The sequence below is a fragment of the Paraburkholderia sp. HD33-4 genome (genome assembly GCF_021390635.1).
Taxonomy (GTDB): Bacteria; Pseudomonadota; Gammaproteobacteria; order Burkholderiales; family Burkholderiaceae; genus Paraburkholderia.
Genome location: NZ_JAJEJS010000001.1, coordinates 2,824,825 through 2,842,423, shown reverse-complemented (window position 1 = coordinate 2,842,423; position 17,599 = coordinate 2,824,825). Strand labels below are relative to the sequence as shown.

The following is a 17,599-nucleotide window of genomic DNA, read 5'->3' as shown; positions in this document are numbered from 1 at the left end:
GACCTAGCTGCATGAATACCCAAGAGGCGAAGATCGTCCTCGAGACTGCCTTGATCTGCGCGCAGGAGCCGTTAAAGCTCGTCGAATTGCGCAAGCTCTTTGCCGACGGCGTGTCGGCAGACACTGTTCGGACTTTGCTCGAAGACCTGAAGCGGGACTGGTCTGGGCGCGGTGTGGAGCTGGTCGGGCTGGCGTCGGGCTGGCGGTTTCAAAGCAGGCCCGCGATGCGTTCGTATCTGGATCGACTGCATCCGGAAAAACCGCCGAAATATTCGCGTGCGGTGCTCGAAACGCTCGCGATCATTGCCTACCGGCAACCGGTGACACGGGGCGATATCGAAGAAATTCGCGGCGTGACCGTGAATACGCAGGTCGTCAAGCAGCTTGAGGATCGCGGCTGGATCGAGGTGATCGGTCATCGCGACGTGCCGGGGCGTCCGGCGCTGTATGCGACCACGCGTCAGTTCCTCGACGACCTCGGCCTGACGGCGCTCGACGAGCTGCCTCCGCTTGCCGATCCGTCCGCGCAGCTGAACGCGGATTTGCTGGGTCAGCATGCGATCGAGTTTGCCGAGGGCGACGCGCAAAGCGTGCAGCATCCGGATCAGGTTGCGGAGCACGACACGGCGGGTGAGGCTGGCGAGCCCTCTTTGCCGGAAGCGGCACAGCACGTCGTGTCGGGATCGGAGGCAGAGCCGCGCGAGATTGTAGTCGAGTCGACATTCGAGTCGTTGCCCGACGCGGAAGCGGCCGGGCAGGCCGGCACGACGAATGCGTCGAGTCCATCAGACGCGTCGAGCTCGCCGCCCAACACGCAGCAACAGCCCGAACCGGCACCCATGGCCGCGCAAACCAGCGTCGCCGGCTCGGCACAGCATCACGATCCGGTCGCCCAGACCGATCCGGCAACACCCGCGCACGACTCGGGCGTAGCTCGCAATATGGAGCACGCCGCCGAGCCGAACCCGATCGAGGCGGCGCACGACGATCCCGAAGATCGCCGCGATGCCGCGCAGGACGCAGGTTTTCTGACCGACGAAACCGAGTCGCGCAGCGCCTGACGTAACCGAACTTTTTTGCCGCGCCCGCAACGGGCGCGCGCGACCTGACATTTTGAGGTTGTTTTGACACATACCCACGACACCGATTCGTCCGAATCCGAGCGCCCCGTGCCGTCGGCGCGGACCGACGAACGCACTACGCAAGCGTCGGCAGGCGAGGGCGAGCGCCCGGCTCACGGCGCTGAAGCAGAGGGCGAAGAGCGCCCCCGTCGCGGTCTGCGTCGCGGGCCGCGCAGCCTGATCGCGCGACGCCGAGCCGGCGCGAAGACGAAGGCAGCCGAAGGCACGCCCGAGCAAGGCGCGCCGGTGGTCGCCGAAACCCCGCCGGACGGCGAGGTGGTCGGCCAGGTGCGCGCACCGCGCAAGGACGCGGGCGCGAAACAGGGCGGGCGTCGCAATGCAGGCGGTGTGAAGCGCGAGGGTGCATCACGCGAAGGCCAACGCGAGCGCCAGCCGCGCGAAGGCCAGCGCGAAGGTCAACGTGAGGGCCAGCGCCAGAACCGTCGCGGCGCCGATGCGGCCGCAGCCCCGGCCCCGGCCCCGGAGTCGGCTCAGGACGATCTGTTCTCATACGTGACGTCGCCAGCATTCGACGCCGACAACACCACGACCGGCGGCGTACGCGCGCCGATGCTGCGCCGTGGCAAGGCAGCGGGCCCGAAGCGCGTGCTGTCGCCCGATGACGACGCGCCGAAACTGCACAAGGTGCTTGCCGAGGCGGGCATGGGCTCACGCCGCGACATGGAAGAGCTGATCATCGCCGGCCGCGTGTCGGTGAACGGCGAACCGGCGCACATCGGCCAGCGCATCATGCCGACCGACCAGGTCCGCATCAATGGCAAGCCGGTCAAGCGCAAGCTCGCCAGCAAGCCGCCGCGCGTGCTGCTGTACCACAAGCCGACAGGCGAGATCGTCAGTCACGCGGACCCGGAAGGTCGTCCGTCGGTGTTCGACAAGCTGCCGCCGATGAAAACCGCCAAGTGGCTCGCGGTCGGCCGTCTCGACTTCAACACCGAAGGTCTGCTGATGCTGACCACCTCGGGCGATCTCGCGAACCGCTTCATGCATCCGCGTTATAGCGTCGAGCGCGAATACGCGGTGCGCGTCGTCGGCGAACTCGCCGAGGGTATGCGTCAGAAGCTCTTGCATGGCGTCGAACTCGAGGACGGTCCGGCGAACTTCCTGCGTATCCGCGACGGCGGCGGCGAAGGCACCAATCACTGGTACCACGTCGCGCTCGCCGAAGGGCGGAATCGCGAAGTGCGCCGCATGTTCGAAGCGGCGGGCCTGATGGTCAGCCGGCTGATTCGCACGCGCCACGGCCCGATCTCGCTGCCGCGTGGTCTGAAACGTGGCCGCTGGGAAGAGCTCGAGGACAATGAGGTGCGCGCGCTGATGGCATCGGTCGGTTTGAAGGCGCCGACCGAGGAGCGCGGCAGCCGCAATGCGGCACCGGAGCGTCGTCAGCCGGATCCGATGCAGACGTCGATGGGCTTTATCAACCGCGAGCCGGTGCTGATGTCGCACAGTCGCTTCGAGCAGCAACCGCGGGGACAGGGCCGCCGCGGCGGGGCGGGCGGCGGCTTCGGGGCGGGCATGGGGAGCGGCACTGGTTTCGGTGCCGGCGTGGGCAATCGTGGCAGCGGGGGCCAGCGCGGCCGCGACGTAGACGGCAATCGTGCGCCGTCGCCCACCGGTAACCGTGCTCGCACTGGTGGCAAGCGTGCCGGCGCGCCGGCAGGCACCGGCGGCGGTAATCGGGGGCCGGGCGGCAATCGTGGCGGCAACGCCAACCGTGCCGGCGGTAACACGGGTCCGGGCGGTGCGAATCGTGGCGGCGGTTCGGCGCGCGGTCGTTCGCGTGGCCGTTGAGCGGGGTGGTGCACCGGGTTTGACGGGCGGCCGTTGACCGGTCATACCCTTTTGTGTAGTTAGCATGACCTGCCAGGCTAGCGGTCGCACCAGACGGCTCGTTCAGCAATCGCGACGCGCATCATCAATGCCGAGCGCTTGCCGGGCGAGCCGTTGATCGTTTTTGATGGCTTGTGCCACCTCGCGTTTGCCGCGTTCGAGCGGCCTTCCGACGCGTCAAACACCGTGCGAAGCCGCGCCGAAAAGTAAAACGACGGTTCGCCGCAAAGTGTCGATGTAGCCGTCCGGCTCCCTTTTTGGATCGCCTGGGCGACCTTGCAAACGCCCGGATTTGCCGCCACATTGTCGAAAGATTCCTATCAAATCAAGCGGAAATGCGCATCGCCCGGCGTTCTGCGGATTGCGTTTGGGCCGAAAAATGGCTACAATCGCGAAGTCGCTGGGCGTACGGTTTCATGTGCGGCTCAGGTGCGACCACCGGCAATAAGATGATGGGCGTTCAGCCCATTTTTTTTTGCCGCTCAGTTCATCGTGGTTCGGCATCTCGGGTTCGCACCAACGTGCGCCGGCTTGGCGCGCGGCCCGCATTGGTTGTTTGCAGAAGAGGCGAGGCTCGCTGCGCGAACATCTAAGAGGGCACTGTGCAACTGACGGAACTGATTGAAACCACGGTCGTGGGACTCGGCTACGAGCTCGTCGATCTCGAGCGCACCGGGCGCGGCATGTTGTGTATCTATATCGACCAGCCGGCCGGCATCGCAATCGAAGACTGCGAGAAAGTCACGCGTCAGCTCCAGCACGTTCTGACGGTCGAAAATATCGATTACGAGCGGCTCGAAGTGTCGTCGCCCGGTCTCGACCGCCCGCTGAAAAAACTGGCGGATTTTGAACGTTTCGCGGGCAGCGAAGCGGTTATCACACTGAAAAAGCCATTGGACGGTCGGAAATCGTACCGGGGTATCTTGCATGCCCCGCAGGGCGAGACGATCGGTCTGGAATTTGAAGGAAAAGAAGGCGCCGCGATGCTCGATTTCACGCTCGCGGACATGGACAAGGCGCGCCTTGTTCCGAAAGTTGACTTTAGGAGCCGCAAACAATGAGTCGCGAAGTGTTGATGCTGGTGGATGCGCTGGCACGCGAGAAGAATGTCGACAAGGACGTGGTATTTGCCGCGCTCGAAGCGGCTCTCGCTTCGGCCTCCAAGAAACTCTTCGAAGAAGATGCGGATATCCGCGTCCACATCGACCGTGAAAGCGGTGAGCACGAAACGTTTCGCCGCTGGAAGGTGGTGCCGGACGAAGCTGGTTTGCAGGAGCCGGATCAGGAAATCCTGCTGTTCGAGGCCCGCGAGCAGCAGCCCAATATCCAGCTCGACGAGTTCATCGAGGAGCCCGTGCCTTCGATCGAATTCGGCCGTATCGGCGCGCAGGCCGCCAAGCAGGTGATCCTGCAGAAGGTGCGCGACGCTGAGCGCGAGCAGATCCTGAACGACTTCCTCGAGCGCGGCGAACACATCATGACCGGCTCGGTGAAGCGCCTCGACAAGGGCAACTTCATCGTCGAATCGGGGCGCGTCGAAGCGCTGCTGCGCCGCGACCAGCTGATTCCGAAGGAAAACCTGCGCGTCGGTGACCGCGTGCGCGCCTACATCGCGAAGGTCGATCGCACCGCGCGTGGTCCGCAGATCGAGTTGTCGCGTACGGCGCCGGAATTCTTGATGAAGCTGTTCGAGATGGAAGTGCCAGAAATCGAGCAGGGCCTGCTCGAGATCAAGGCGGCGGCTCGCGACCCGGGCGTGCGTGCAAAGATCGGCGTGGTCGCTTATGACAAGCGCATCGATCCGATCGGCACTTGCGTCGGTATCCGCGGCTCGCGCGTGCAGGCAGTGCGTAATGAGCTCGGTGGCGAAAACGTCGACATCGTGCTATGGTCAGAAGACCCCGCCCAGTTCGTGATCGGCGCGCTCGCGCCGGCAGCCGTGCAGTCGATCGTCGTCGATGAAGAAAAGCATTCGATGGACGTCGTCGTCGACGAGAACGAACTCGCGGTCGCGATCGGCCGCAGCGGCCAGAACGTGCGGCTTGCCAGCGAGCTCACCGGCTGGCAGATCAACATCATGACGCCGGACGAATCTGCGCAGAAGCAGAATCAGGAGCGCGGTGTCCTGCGCGACCTGTTCATGGCGCGTCTCGATGTCGACGAGGAAGTCGCCGACATCCTGATCGACGAAGGCTTTACGAGCCTCGAAGAGATCGCCTACGTGCCGCTCAACGAAATGCTCGAAATCGAGGCATTCGACGAAGACACCGTTCACGAACTGCGCAACCGCTCGCGCGACGCGCTGTTGACGATGGCGATCGCGAACGAAGAAAAGGTCGAAAATGTAGCGCTCGACCTGAAGAGCCTGGACGGCATGGACGCCGACCTGCTCTCGAAACTGGCCGAACATCAGATCCAGACGCGCGACGAACTCGCCGAGCTGGCCGTGGATGAGCTGGTCGAGATGACCGGAGTGGAAGAGGATGCCGCTAAGGCGTTGATCATGAAAGCACGTGAACACTGGTTCCAGTGAGAAATGACCATGGCGCACTGAATTGAACGCGGCCGCGAGGCCGCATGACCCGATGCTAACCGCAAGGAATCGGTCCTTGCATTAAGAGGAATGAATGGCGAGTAACAACGTAGCCCAATTTGCCGCGGAACTGAAAATGCCTGCTGGCGTGCTGCTCGAGCAGCTGCAGGCAGCGGGCGTCCAGAAAGCGAGCGAAGACGACAACCTGTCCGAGGCGGACAAGGCGCGTCTGCTCGATCACTTGCGCAAGTCGCATGGCTCGAACGATGCCGACAAGCGCAAGATCACGCTGACGCGCCGGCATACGTCGGAAATCAAGCAGTCCGATGCGACGGGCAAAGCTCGCACCATTCAGGTCGAGGTGCGCAAGAAGCGCACGTTCGTCCGCCGCGACGAGGCCGTCGGGGAAGGCGGGGATGCATCGAATCATGTGGCCGAAAACGCGGACGCCGAAGATCTCGAACTGCAGCGTCGTGAGGAAGAAGCACGTCACGAAGCTGAGCTGCTCGAAAAGCAGGCACAGGAGCTGAAGGCGCGCCAGGAGCAACTCGAGCGAGAAGAGGCCGAGCGTCAGGCACGCGAGCAGGCTGCGGAAGCCGAGCGTCAGCGTGCTGAAGATGAAGCGAAAAAGCGCGCAGCGGCTGCGGCCGAGGCGGCGGCTCGCGAGAAGGCCCAGCAGGCGGCGGCGCAAGCTGCCGCACCGGCTGCTGCGAAGTCAAGCGAGCAGGACGACGAACGCGCGGCAGCGGAACGCGCCGCGCAGCGCGAAGCCGCGAAGAAAGCGGAAGACGCTGCGCGTGTGGCTGCCGAAAAGGCGCGCGCCGAACAGGAAGAAATCGCCAAGCGCCGTGCGGCGGCCGAAGCTGAGGCGCGTGCGATTCGCGAAATGATGAACACGCCGCGCAAGGCGCAGGTGAAGGCGCCGGAACCGGCACCGAAGCCCGCCGAGCCGGCCAAGGCGGCCGAAGCCAAGGGCACGCTGCACAAGCCGGCGCGTCCGGCTGGCGAAGCACCGGCACGGCCGGCTGCCAGAAAGCCGGCAACCGCCGCGGCTCCGGCGCCCGCAAGCGCACCGTCTGCGGGAGACAAGAAGAAGCCGGGCGGCGGTAAGGCCGGCTGGCAGGACGACGCAGCGAAGCGCCGTGGCATCAAGACGCGCGGCGATTCGAGCGGCGGTGTCGACCGCGGCTGGCGTGGTGGTCCGAAGGGTCGTGGCAAGCATCAGGAACAGGCCACCACGTTCCAGGCGCCGACCGAACCGATCGTGCGTGAAGTGCACGTGCCGGAAACCATCACGGTGGCGGATCTCGCGCACAAGATGGCGGTGAAGGCTTCGGAAGTCATCAAGGTGATGATGAAGCTCGGCCAGATGGTCACGATCAACCAGATGCTGGACCAGGAAACGGCGATGATCATCGTCGAGGAACTGGGCCACCGTGCGGTTGCAGCGAAGCTGGACGATCCTGAAGCGATGCTGGTCGAGGGCGAAGTATCCGACGCCGAAGCGCTGCCGCGTCCGCCGGTCGTCACCGTCATGGGTCACGTCGACCACGGCAAGACCTCGCTGCTCGACTACGTCCGCCGCGCGAAGGTCGCCGCGGGCGAAGCGGGCGGCATTACGCAGCATATCGGCGCTTACCACGTCGAAACGCCGCGTGGCGTGATCACCTTCCTCGATACGCCGGGTCACGAAGCCTTTACGGCCATGCGTGCCCGCGGTGCGAAGGCAACCGACATCGTGATTCTGGTGGTCGCCGCCGACGACGGCGTGATGCCGCAGACGAAGGAAGCGATTTCCCACGCAAAGGCCGGCGGCGTGCCGCTCGTCGTCGCGATCAACAAGATCGATAAGCCGGATGCGAATCCGGAGCGCGTGAAGCAGGAACTCGTCGCCGAAGGCGTCGTGCCGGAAGAGTACGGCGGCGATTCGCCGTTCGTGCCGGTGTCGGCGAAGACCGGCGCGGGCATCGACGATCTGCTCGAAAACGTGCTGCTGCAGGCCGAAGTGCTGGAGTTGAAGGCGCCGGTCGAATCGCCTGCCAAGGGCCTCGTGATCGAAGCGAAGCTCGACAAGGGTAAGGGTCCGGTTGCAACGATCCTCGTCCAGTCGGGTACGCTCAATCGGGGTGACGTCGTGCTGGCAGGCAGCGCCTACGGTCGCGTGCGTGCAATGCTCGACGAAACCGGCAAGCCGACCAAGTCCGCTGGCCCGTCGATCCCGGTCGAAATCCAGGGTCTGTCGGAAGTGCCGCAGGCTGGCGAAGAAGTGATCGTGATGCCGGACGAGCGCAAGGCGCGTGAGGTTGCCCTGTTCCGTCAGGGCAAGTTCCGCGACGTCAAGCTCGCGAAGCAGCAGGCCGCGAAGCTCGAGACCATGCTCGAGCAGATGGGCGAAGGCGAAGTGCAGTACATGCCGCTCATCGTCAAGGCCGACGTGCAGGGTTCGCAGGAAGCGCTGGTGCAGTCGCTGCAGAAGCTCTCCACCGACGAAGTGCGCGTGCAGATCGTGCACGGCGCTGTCGGCGGCATCAGCGAGTCGGACGTCAACCTCGCGACGGCGTCGAAGGCTGTCATCATCGGCTTCAACACCCGCGCGGATGCGCAGGCTCGCAAGCTCGCGGAAGCCAATGGCGTCGATATCCGCTACTACAACATCATCTACGACGCCGTGGATGACGTGAAGGCGGCGATGTCGGGCATGCTTGCGCCGGAGAAGCGCGAAGTCGTGACGGGCACGGTCGAAGTGCGCCAGGTCTTCAAGGTGCCGAAGGTCGGCTCGGTGGCCGGTTGTATGGTCACGGACGGTTTCGTCAAGCGCTCGTCGTCGGTGCGCGTGCTGCGCAACAACGTCGTCATCTTCACGGGCGAACTCGATTCGCTCAAACGCTTCAAGGACGACGTGAAGGAAGTCCGTCAGGGCTTCGAGTGCGGTATGTCGATCAAGAACTTCAACGACATCGTCGAAGGCGATCAGTTCGAAGTCTTCGAGGTCACCGAAGTCGCGCGTACGCTGTAATTTACGCGGTACGGCACAACGGGCGGAACGGGCTTGACGCCCGCTCCGCCCGTTGTTTTTGAGCCCGCTGCGTCGAGTTTGTAGCTGGCTTCGTTGCCGCGTTCGTCGTGAATCGGCCCTCACAGGTTGCGACGATCGCGACGCCGTCGTATCGAATGGATAACAAACACGGCTCGCGCGAACCAATTTTTGCATCCGTCATAGCGGAGCACACAACACCATGCCTAAGAAACGTACTACTCCCAATCGCAACGTGCAGATTGCCGATCAGATCCAGCGCGACCTGGCCGAGCTGCTGCGCGAGGTCAAGGATCCGCGCATCGGCATCGTCACGTTCCAGAGCGTCGAGCTGACGCCGGACTACGCACACGCGAAGGTCTACTTCACGACGCTGACGGGTGACCCGCAGCAGACGCTCGAAGCGCTGACGCACGCGGCCGGCCACCTTCGCAATCTGCTGTTCAAGCGCCTGCATATCCATACGGTGCCGACGCTGCATTTCCACTACGACAAGACGATCGAGCGCGCCGTCGAGATGTCGCGCCTGATCGACGAGGCAAATTCCACGCGCGCGAAAGACGACTGAGCATCTGCCATGCTGTGGCGTTCCTTGTAGCGCGCGGCGCCGTCTTTCGTAATTCCAGAACGATCTGCCTCACTCGACATGACCGCTCCTCAACGCCCCCGCGTGCCGCGTCGCGCGCTCGACGGCGTCCTGCTGCTCGACAAGCCGCTCGGCCTGTCGAGCAACGACGCGCTGGTCCGCGCGAAACGTCTCTATCTGGCGAAAAAGGCGGGCCACACCGGCACGCTCGATCCGCTCGCAACCGGCCTGTTGCCGCTGTGTTTTGGCGAGGCCACCAAGTTTTCGCAAGATCTGCTCGAAGCCGACAAGACCTACGAGGCGACGATGCGCCTCGGTATCCGCACGACGACCGGCGACGCCGAAGGCGAGGCGTTCGACATCCGCGCCGTCAACTGCGACGAAGCGGCGGTGCGGGCGGTCTTGCCGAAATTCATCGGCGAGATCGTCCAGATTCCGCCGATGTACTCGGCGCTCAAGCGCGACGGCAAGCCGCTGTACGAATACGCGCGCGCCGGACAGACGGTCGAGCGGGAAGGGCGGCAGGTGACGATTCACACGCTCGAGCTGCTTGCGTGCGCGTTGCCGGATGTGACGTTTCGCGTGACGTGCAGCAAGGGCACTTACGTGCGCACGCTTGCCGAGGATATCGGCGAGGCGCTCGGCTGCGGCGCGCATCTGGTCGCGCTGCGGCGCACCGGCGTCGGCGCGCTGACGCTCGAGCATTCGGTCACGCTCGACGCGTTGGCCGACGCAACCCAGCCCGAACGCGACGCATGGCTGCAACCGGTCGACGCGTTGCTGTCGACGTTCCCGCAGGTCTGCCTTAACGACGACGACACGCGTCGCTTCCTGCACGGCCAGCGGCTGAAGCTGTCGACGTTGACGATCGCCGTCGACGCGGTGAATGCGCCGCGCGTGAGGGTGTACTCGCCGCAGGGGCGGCTTCTCGGTGTCGCGAAACCGGGCGAAGGCGTGCTTGCACCCGAACGTCTGATCGTCACGACGGAGAGCTAGACGTCGCCGTTTTGCCAGCCCGGCGCGGACAATAAAAAAGCGGGATCGCTATCGAGCGATCCCGCTTTTTTCATGCCATCTGGTGCAGCGTTGTCGAACCAAAGCAACACCGCCCAACTTCGCGCTCAATGCGCCGCGGCCGCTGCCGCTCCTGCATCGCCACCCGCCCGTTCCGGCCGCGTGATCCAGATCAGCGCGATCAGCGCGACAAAAATACCGGCCGAAATGAAGAACAGATCGTTCACGCCGAGCTGCGCGGCCTGCTGCGTGACCATGGTGTTGAAGAGACCATAGGTCTGCTGCTGATCCAGACCCGCCGCGCCCATCTGATGAATCGATTGACCGAACGCCGGGTTGTAAGCATTCGCCTGCTCGGTCAGCTGCGCGTGATGCATGATCGTGCGGTGATCCCACGCGGTCTGGAAGATCGACGTGCCGATACCTCCGCACATGATCCGTACGAAGTTCGACAGCCCCGAGGCCGCCGGAATCCGATGGCCCGGCAAGCCCGACAGCGTGATCGATACGAGCGGAATGAAGAAGCCCGCCATGCCGATGCCCTGAATCAGTGTGGGCAGCATCAGCGAGTACGTATCGACGCCCGTCGTATAACGTGAGCGCATCCAGAAACACAGCGCGAAAATCAGGAACGACAGCGTCGCGATATAGCGCGGATCGGTGCGCGGCAGCAGCTTGCCGGTCAGCGGCGACAACAGGATCGCGAACACACCGACGGGTGCCATCACGAGTCCGGCTTCGGTCGCCGTGTAACCGATATCGGTCTGTAGCCACAGCGGCAGCAGCACGAGATTGCCGAAGTAAAGGCCATAGCCGATCGACAGGGCGATCGTGCCGCCGGTGAAATTACGCCGGCTGAACAGCGACAGGTCGACCACCGGATGCTCGGCCGTCAGCTCCCAAACGATGAAGAACGCGAGCGCGATCACGGCGACGAGCGCGAGCACGACGATCGTCGTCGACGAGAACCAGTCGAGGTCCTTGCCCTTGTCGAGCATGACCTGAAGCGAGCCGACCCAGACGATCAGAAGACCGAGGCCGACGCCGTCGATCGGCGCCTTCCTGATGACCGAATCACGGTTACGGAAGATCATCCACGTCGCGGCGGCCGCGACCGCGCCGACCGGAATATTGACGTAGAAAATCCACGGCCACGAGATGTTGTCGGAAATCCAGCCGCCGAGAATCGGACCGGCAACCGGAGCGATCAGCGTGGTCATCGCCCACATCGATAGCGCCATCGGCGCCTTGGCGCGCGGATAGCTCGCGAGCAGCAGCGTCTGCGACAGCGGGATCATCGGGCCGGCCACCGCGCCTTGCAGCACGCGCGACGCGAGCAGGAACGGCAGGTTCGGCGAGAGTCCGCACATCCACGACGACAGTACGAACAGCACGATCGACGCCATGAACAGCCTCACCTGGCCGATGCGGTCGGTGAGCCAGCCGGTCAGCGGCACCGAGATCGCGTTGGCCACCGCGAACGACGTGATCACCCACGTGCCCTGGTCGGACGATACGCCGAGGTCGCCGGAAATCGACGGGATCGACACGTTCGCGATCGACGTGTCGAGCACGTTCATGAACACGGCGAGCGACACCGCGATGGTGCCGATCACCAGTTGCGCGCCCTCGAGCGGCGGGTGAGGGACTTGCGCCTGAGCCTGAGCCATTAAAAGAGCCTTCTATGAATCGTCGGGCGGAGCCTTAGCTCTTATGGGCAGCCGGTTTCGTCGCGGCCGCGGCGCTCGCCGCGTTCGATTTCTGCGCGCCGCCGTTCGCGTTCGGGCCGGCATTTTCCGAGATGATGCGCGCGATTTCCGAGTCGGCTTCCGCGCCGTACTTGTCGAAGACGTTGGTCTGGTATGCCGTGGTCGGCGCCTGGCCGAGCTGGCCGCCGGTGTCGTCCTTGATGTTCACGTCAGCCTGCATCGACAGACCGATACGCAGCGGATGCTTCTCGAGCTCTTGCGGATCGAGCGAAATACGCACCGGCAGACGCTGCACGACCTTGATCCAGTTGCCGGTCGCATTTTGCGCGGGCAGCAGCGAGAACGCCGAACCGGTGCCGGCCGAGAAGCCGACTACCTTGCCGTGATACGGCACCGACGAGCCGTAGACGTCGGCGGTCAGTTCGACCGGCTGGCCAATGCGCATGTGTTTCAGTTGCACTTCCTTGAAGTTCGCGTCGACCCACACGTCATGCAGCGGCACGATCGCCATCAGCGGCGTGCCCGGCGATACGCGCTGGCCGACTTGCACCGAGCGTTTCGCGACATAGCCGGTGACCGGCGCGGGCAGCGTATTGCGAGCGTGGTTCAGGTACGCGTCGCGCAGCTTCGCGGCGGCGGCCTGCACGTTCGGGTGATCGGCGATCGTGGTGTTCGCGGTCAGCGCGCGGTTCGCCGCGAGTTGCTGTTTGGCGGCGTCGAGCGCGGCCTGCGCGCTCTTTACGGCATCGCGCGCGTGCGAGATCTCTTCCTGCGATACCGCGCCGGTCTGCGCGACCGTCATACGGCGCTTCAGGTCGTCCTGGGCGCGCGACAGGTCGGCCTGGCTTGCCGCGACCCGCGCTTCATACTGGCTGTCGTCGGCGAACAGGCCGCGCACCTGGCGCACCACCTGCGCGAGATTGGCCTCGGCCTGTTCGAGCGCGACGCGCGCGTCGGCCGGGTCGAGCACGACGAGCGGGTCGCCGGCCCTGACGACCTGGGTGTCGTCCGCATTGACGGCGATCACGGTGCCGGTGACCTGTGGCGTGATCTGCACGACGTTGCCGCTCACGTAGGCGTCGTCGGTGTCTTCATGGAAGCGAGCGACGAGGAAGTAGTACAGGCCGTACGCGACCGCGGCAATCAGGATCACGATGACGAGCAACGTCATCATGCGCTTGCGTTTGCCGTTGTTCGCCGCTTGCGGTGGAGTGGCGGGCTGCTGGGGGGTGCTCATTGATGTGCTCCGGGTTCTTTTGAACGTCGTCGTTTATTCGGGTGTTCGTCTGTATGCGTGTGCGTTGGCGCGGGCGGCCTCGCTCAGTTCGCGGCAGTGCTCGTGGCGTGGTTCGCTGCGCTGGCCGATGCGGGGGCATCGGTCGGCACGACGAGACCGGTCTGGGTCGCGTCGAAGCCGCCGCCCAGTGCCTTGATCAGACCGATCTGCAGACTGCGGCGGCGCATCTGCAGACCTGTGACCGTCTGCTCGGCGGCAAGGCGGTTCTCGTCGGCGGTGAGCACCTGCAGCTGCGGCGACAGGCCGGCCTTGTAGCGGATCACGGCGAGCTGGTACGCCTGGCTCGACGCGTCGAGCGCACGCTGGGCGTCGCCCTCCTGACGGTCGATCGAGCGGATCGACGACACCTGTGTCGACACGTCCTGCAGCGCGTTGATCAGCGTCTGGTCGTAGTTCGCGACGTCGCCCTCGAAGTCGGCGTAGCGGCCCTTCAGCTGCGCGCGCAACGCGCCGGCGTCGAAGATCGGCAGATGGATTGCCGGGCCGAACTGGATCTGACGGCTCGACGCGGTCAGGAAACGGCCCCAGCCGAACGCGTCGAAACCGAAGCCGGCCGCGAGATTCACGTCCGGGTAGAACTCGGCCTTCGCTTCCTTCACGTCGTGCAGCGCGGCTTCGACCTGCCAGCGCGCGGCGACGATGTCGGCGCGGCGCGCCACGAGGTCGGCCGGGATGTTGTCCGGCAGCGCGACCACGTCGCCGCCGGTGAGCACCGGCTTGTCGATCTGCAGGCCGCGGTCCGGGCCTTTACCGAGCAGCGCGCCCAGCTGGTAGCGCACGACGGTGATCTGGCCGTCGAGGTCGGTCAGGTTCGACTGGCTCGTCGCCACGTTGCCGGCGGCGGTTTGCTTCTCGACATTGGTGTCGAGGCCGGCGGTCACGCGGTCGTTGGTGATGCGGCCGACGTCCTGGCGGTTTGCGATCTCACGCGCGGCGATGTCGCGGAACGCATACAGCTGCGCAAGCTGGTTGTAGGTGCTCGCGACCGACGCGGCGAGCGTCACGCGCGCCTGCTGCACGTCGGCTTCGGCGGCTTTCTGCTGCGACACGGCCTGGCCGAGCCGCTGACGGTTCTTGCCCCACAGGTCGAGATCCCACGACGCGCTCGCGAGCACGTTGTTCTCGCTATACCAGGTGCCGCCGTACGGAGGCGGGAAGAGGGCGTTCGCCGAGTACAGCTCGCGGGTCCACGAATAGCTCGCTTCCACCTTCGGGAACAGCGCTGCGCGCGAGCTTTCGATATACGACGAAGCCTTCGCGAGCCGGGCCTGCGCCTGCGCGATCGACGGGCTGCCTTCGAGCGCTTCGGCGATCAGCTTCGGCAGTTGCGGGTCGCCGAACTGGTTGGCCCAGTCGAGCGATGGCCATTGTCCACCCTCGTTGGGCAGACTCTGCGTCGACTCGTACTGCGTCGGCGACGCAATCTGCTTATCGCTTTTGACGCCGAAGTAGTTCGCGCACCCCGTGAGGGCGAGCGCCGTCACCGCGGCGGCGACAGCGGCCCGGCTCGACAGCGCGGGCGCGGACAGGGAAAGGGATTTCATCGCTCGACTCTTCTTTGAGTGGAATGTATTGGTGGACGCGGCAAGCAAGCTATTACGATTTGTTATCGGGCTGGCCTGCGGCATCGCGGGAAAGTCCCGTGTGTTCGCCGGAATTGACGAGCACGCGGCGCAGCATGCTTTTCAGGAAGCCCACTTCCTCCGGGGTGAACCCGTTCAGCAGGCTATCGAGCACGCCATTGAAGATGGCCGGCATGCGGGCCGCGATCGCATGGCCTTCCGGCGTCAACGCGAGGCGCACGACGCGCCGGTCTTCGTTGCTGCGCACCCGGGTGAGCAGACCGCGCTTTTCGAGACGGTCGATCAGGCGCGTGACGGCGCTTGCGTCGATACCGTATTCACGCGCCAACTCGGCCGCGAGCAGGCATTTGCCGCTTGCCACCATAAAGAGGATGCTGCCTTGCTGGCTGGTGATGCCGAGTTCGGCCATGCTGCGCTGCGTGACCAGGTTCGACAGCGTCGACTTCACCCGCGAGATGAGATAACCGACGCTTTCGCCGAGCTGGTACTCGCTGATGTCCGGCGTGGGTTCGTTGGACGGCTCCGTCATGATTCTCGTGCGAATGCAATGGTTGACTAGGCATTAGTATAGCTGGCTGTTGATTGACGCGACAAGCGTTAATACAGCTTAGGCAAGGAGTATTTCGCGCTCAAGCAACAAACCGTACGGATTGACGTAGGGCGGGGCCAGACGGGGTTCGCGTAACTCGTGAAGGCGCGGGGAGGGTACGGTCTATCGGTGAATACCAGAAAGGTTCATCGGCGCGTGCTATAATTTTGGGTTCCCAAAAGTGCGCTTTGGGCTTGTTGTCGTGGTTCGGCTCTTCAACCCAGCAGCATAAGCAAGCGGCGCACTCAACCGTCTTCAGGTTCCCTATGACCCGCGCCCTACGCAACATCGCCATCATTGCTCACGTCGACCACGGCAAGACCACGCTCGTCGACCAGCTCCTCCGTCAGACCGCCACGTTCCGCGAGAACCAGCAGATCGCTGAGCGCGTGATGGACTCGAACGACATCGAAAAAGAGCGCGGCATCACGATCCTGTCGAAGAACTGCGCGGTTGAGTACGAAGGCACGCACATCAACATCGTCGACACGCCGGGACACGCCGACTTTGGCGGCGAAGTGGAGCGCGTGCTGTCGATGGTCGACTCCGTGCTGCTGCTCGTCGACGCGGTGGAAGGCCCGATGCCGCAAACCCGCTTCGTCACGAAGAAGGCGCTCGCGCTCGGGCTGAAGCCGATCGTCGTGGTGAATAAGGTTGACCGTCCGGGCGCGCGGGTCGACTGGGTGATCAACCAGACCTTCGACCTGTTCGACAAGCTCGGCGCGAGCGAAGAGCAGCTCGACTTCCCGATCGTCTACGCATCGGGCCTGAACGGCTACGCCGGTCTCACGGCTGACGTGCGCGACGGCGACATGCGTCCGCTGTTCGAGGCGATCCTCCAGCACGTGCCGGTGCGCCCGGCCGATCCGGAAGGTCCGCTGCAACTGCAGATCACGTCGCTCGACTACTCGTCGTACGTCGGCCGTATCGGCATTGGCCGTATCACGCGCGGTCGCATCAAGCCGGGCATGGCCGTCGCGGTGCGCTCGGGTCCGGAAGGCGAAATCGTCAATCGCAAGATCAACCAGGTGCTGTCGTTCAAGGGCCTCGACCGCGTGCAGGTCGACTCGGCTGAAGCGGGCGACATCGTGCTGATCAACGGTATCGAGGAAGTTGGCATCGGCGTGACGATCTGCTCGCCGGAACAGCCGGAAGCGCTGCCGATGATCACCGTCGACGAACCCACGCTGACGATGAACTTCCTCGTCAACTCGTCGCCGCTCGCGGGCCGCGAAGGCAAGTTCGTCACCAGCCGTCAGATTCGCGACCGCCTGATGAAGGAACTGAATCACAACGTCGCGCTGCGCGTGCGCGATACCGGCGACGAAACCACCTTCGAAGTGGCAGGCCGCGGCGAGCTGCATCTGACCATTCTGGTCGAAAACATGCGTCGCGAAGGCTATGAGCTGGCCGTGTCGCGTCCGCGCGTCGTGATGCAGGAAGTCGACGGTGAGAAGCACGAGCCGTACGAAAACCTGACGGTCGACATGGAAGACACGCACCAGGGCGGCGTGATGGAAGAGCTCGGCCGTCGCAAGGGCGAAATGCTCGACATGGCGTCGGACGGCCGTGGCCGCACGCGTCTTGAGTACCGTATTTCGGCGCGTGGTCTGATCGGCTTCCAGTCGGAATTCCTCACGCTCACGCGTGGTACGGGTCTGATGAGCCACACGTTCGATTCGTACCAGCCGGTCAAGGAAGGCGCGGTCGGCGAGCGTCGCAACGGCGTGCTGATCTCGCAGGACGACGGCGCGGCAGTCGCGTACGCACTGTGGAAGCTGCAGGATCGCGGCCGCATGTTCGTGTCGCCGGGCGAAGCCCTGTATGAAGGCATGATCATCGGCATCCACAGCCGCGACAACGACCTCGTCGTGAACCCGATCAAGGGCAAGCAGCTCACGAACGTGCGCGCGTCCGGCACCGACGAAGCCGTGCGTCTCGTGCCGCCGGTTCAACTGTCGCTCGAATACGCGGTCGAATTCATCGACGACGACGAACTGGTCGAAGTCACGCCGAAGTCGATTCGTCTGCGCAAGCGCTACCTGAAGGAACACGAGCGCCGCAGCGCGAGCCGCAACAAGGTTGCCGGCGAGTAAGCAGGACTCGAGCCTGTCCGGATAGCGGGAAAAGGAAGCCACCTTCGGGTGGCTTTCTTGTTTTTGGCGCATCAAAACTTGCCGCGCCGCATCCTGTCTGCCGCTGTCTGGGGCGGTGCACGTGAGGACACCGATGTGCCGTACTCCTTCATTTCCCACAGAACACTGTTGCACGCTGTGAAGAGG

12 protein-coding genes are annotated in these 17,599 nt (G+C 64.4%); 8 read left to right on the top strand and 4 right to left on the bottom strand.

The features are described 5' to 3' along the window. Positions 1 to 11: 11 nt before the first annotated feature. The 7 genes from scpB to truB all read left to right on the top strand — a co-directional run bounded on the left by scpB (position 12) and on the right by truB (position 10,121). A complete protein-coding gene (gene scpB, locus L0U84_RS12570) occupies positions 12 to 1,061 on the top strand; it encodes an SMC-Scp complex subunit ScpB (protein WP_233850268.1) in 1,050 nt (349 codons plus the stop codon). 63 nt (positions 1,062 to 1,124) lie between these two features. Further along, positions 1,125 to 2,933 carry a 23S rRNA pseudouridine(2605) synthase RluB gene (gene rluB, locus L0U84_RS12565; RefSeq protein ID WP_233850266.1) on the top strand — a complete coding sequence of 603 codons (1,809 nt, stop codon included), beginning with the start codon at positions 1,125 to 1,127 and terminating at the stop codon, positions 2,931 to 2,933. 641 nt (positions 2,934 to 3,574) lie between these two features. After that, a complete protein-coding gene (rimP, locus tag L0U84_RS12560; RefSeq protein ID WP_006052964.1) occupies positions 3,575 to 4,033 on the top strand; it encodes a ribosome maturation factor RimP in 459 nt (152 codons plus the stop codon). After that, positions 4,030 to 5,505: a transcription termination factor NusA gene (nusA, locus tag L0U84_RS12555; RefSeq protein ID WP_233850264.1), complete on the top strand. Its 1,476-nt coding sequence runs from the start codon at positions 4,030 to 4,032 to the stop codon at positions 5,503 to 5,505. Before rimP ends, nusA begins: the two co-directional genes overlap by 4 nt. A 94-nt stretch (positions 5,506 to 5,599) precedes the next feature. After that, positions 5,600 to 8,521, top strand: coding sequence for a translation initiation factor IF-2 (gene infB, locus L0U84_RS12550; protein WP_233850262.1), 2,922 nt, complete (start codon positions 5,600 to 5,602; stop codon positions 8,519 to 8,521). Between the two features lie 220 nt (positions 8,522 to 8,741). Continuing rightward, complete coding sequence (gene rbfA, locus L0U84_RS12545) at positions 8,742 to 9,107, top strand: 30S ribosome-binding factor RbfA (protein ID WP_008922231.1); 366 nt, start codon at positions 8,742 to 8,744, stop codon at positions 9,105 to 9,107. A 78-nt stretch (positions 9,108 to 9,185) separates the two neighbouring features. Then, positions 9,186 to 10,121 (top strand): tRNA pseudouridine(55) synthase TruB, encoded by a 936-nt coding sequence (gene truB, locus L0U84_RS12540; protein ID WP_233850260.1) that lies wholly within the window; start codon positions 9,186 to 9,188, stop codon positions 10,119 to 10,121. A 125-nt stretch (positions 10,122 to 10,246) separates the two neighbouring features. On the opposite strand, the gene L0U84_RS12535 is transcribed toward truB, so the two are convergent. The 4 genes from L0U84_RS12535 to L0U84_RS12520 all read right to left on the bottom strand — a co-directional run bounded on the left by L0U84_RS12535 (position 10,247) and on the right by L0U84_RS12520 (position 15,257). After that, a complete protein-coding gene (locus L0U84_RS12535) occupies positions 10,247 to 11,809 on the bottom strand; it encodes a DHA2 family efflux MFS transporter permease subunit (protein ID WP_233850258.1) in 1,563 nt (520 codons plus the stop codon). A 34-nt stretch (positions 11,810 to 11,843) separates the two neighbouring features. Further along, positions 11,844 to 13,085 (bottom strand): EmrA/EmrK family multidrug efflux transporter periplasmic adaptor subunit, encoded by a 1,242-nt coding sequence (locus L0U84_RS12530; protein ID WP_233850256.1) that lies wholly within the window; start codon positions 13,083 to 13,085, stop codon positions 11,844 to 11,846. Positions 13,086 to 13,168: 83 nt separating this feature from the next. Further along, positions 13,169 to 14,689: an efflux transporter outer membrane subunit gene (locus L0U84_RS12525; RefSeq protein ID WP_233850254.1), complete on the bottom strand. Its 1,521-nt coding sequence runs from the start codon at positions 14,687 to 14,689 to the stop codon at positions 13,169 to 13,171. Positions 14,690 to 14,741: 52 nt separating this feature from the next. Beyond that, positions 14,742 to 15,257 carry a MarR family winged helix-turn-helix transcriptional regulator gene (locus L0U84_RS12520; protein WP_233850253.1) on the bottom strand — a complete coding sequence of 172 codons (516 nt, stop codon included), beginning with the start codon at positions 15,255 to 15,257 and terminating at the stop codon, positions 14,742 to 14,744. 326 nt (positions 15,258 to 15,583) lie between these two features. Between L0U84_RS12520 and typA the strand changes: the two genes are divergently transcribed. Continuing rightward, a complete protein-coding gene (gene typA / locus L0U84_RS12515; RefSeq protein WP_233850252.1) occupies positions 15,584 to 17,413 on the top strand; it encodes a translational GTPase TypA in 1,830 nt (609 codons plus the stop codon). The last annotated feature ends 186 nt before the right edge of the window (positions 17,414 to 17,599 follow it).

What these genes read in the sequence shown, in the direction of transcription:
- rbfA (WP_008922231.1), top strand. Translation starts at nt 8,742, where the DNA reads ATGCCTAAGAAACGTACTACTCCCAATCGCAACGTGCAGATTGCCGAT.
- L0U84_RS12520 (WP_233850253.1), bottom strand. Translation starts at nt 15,257, where the DNA reads ATGACGGAGCCGTCCAACGAACCCACGCCGGACATCAGCGAGTACCAG.
- L0U84_RS12530 (WP_233850256.1), bottom strand. Translation starts at nt 13,085, where the DNA reads ATGAGCACCCCCCAGCAGCCCGCCACTCCACCGCAAGCGGCGAACAAC.
- scpB (WP_233850268.1), top strand. Translation starts at nt 12, where the DNA reads ATGAATACCCAAGAGGCGAAGATCGTCCTCGAGACTGCCTTGATCTGC.
- L0U84_RS12535 (WP_233850258.1), bottom strand. Translation starts at nt 11,809, where the DNA reads ATGGCTCAGGCTCAGGCGCAAGTCCCTCACCCGCCGCTCGAGGGCGCG.
- infB (WP_233850262.1), top strand. Translation starts at nt 5,600, where the DNA reads ATGGCGAGTAACAACGTAGCCCAATTTGCCGCGGAACTGAAAATGCCT.
- L0U84_RS12525 (WP_233850254.1), bottom strand. Translation starts at nt 14,689, where the DNA reads ATGAAATCCCTTTCCCTGTCCGCGCCCGCGCTGTCGAGCCGGGCCGCT.
- truB (WP_233850260.1), top strand. Translation starts at nt 9,186, where the DNA reads ATGACCGCTCCTCAACGCCCCCGCGTGCCGCGTCGCGCGCTCGACGGC.
- nusA (WP_233850264.1), top strand. Translation starts at nt 4,030, where the DNA reads ATGAGTCGCGAAGTGTTGATGCTGGTGGATGCGCTGGCACGCGAGAAG.
- typA (WP_233850252.1), top strand. Translation starts at nt 15,584, where the DNA reads ATGACCCGCGCCCTACGCAACATCGCCATCATTGCTCACGTCGACCAC.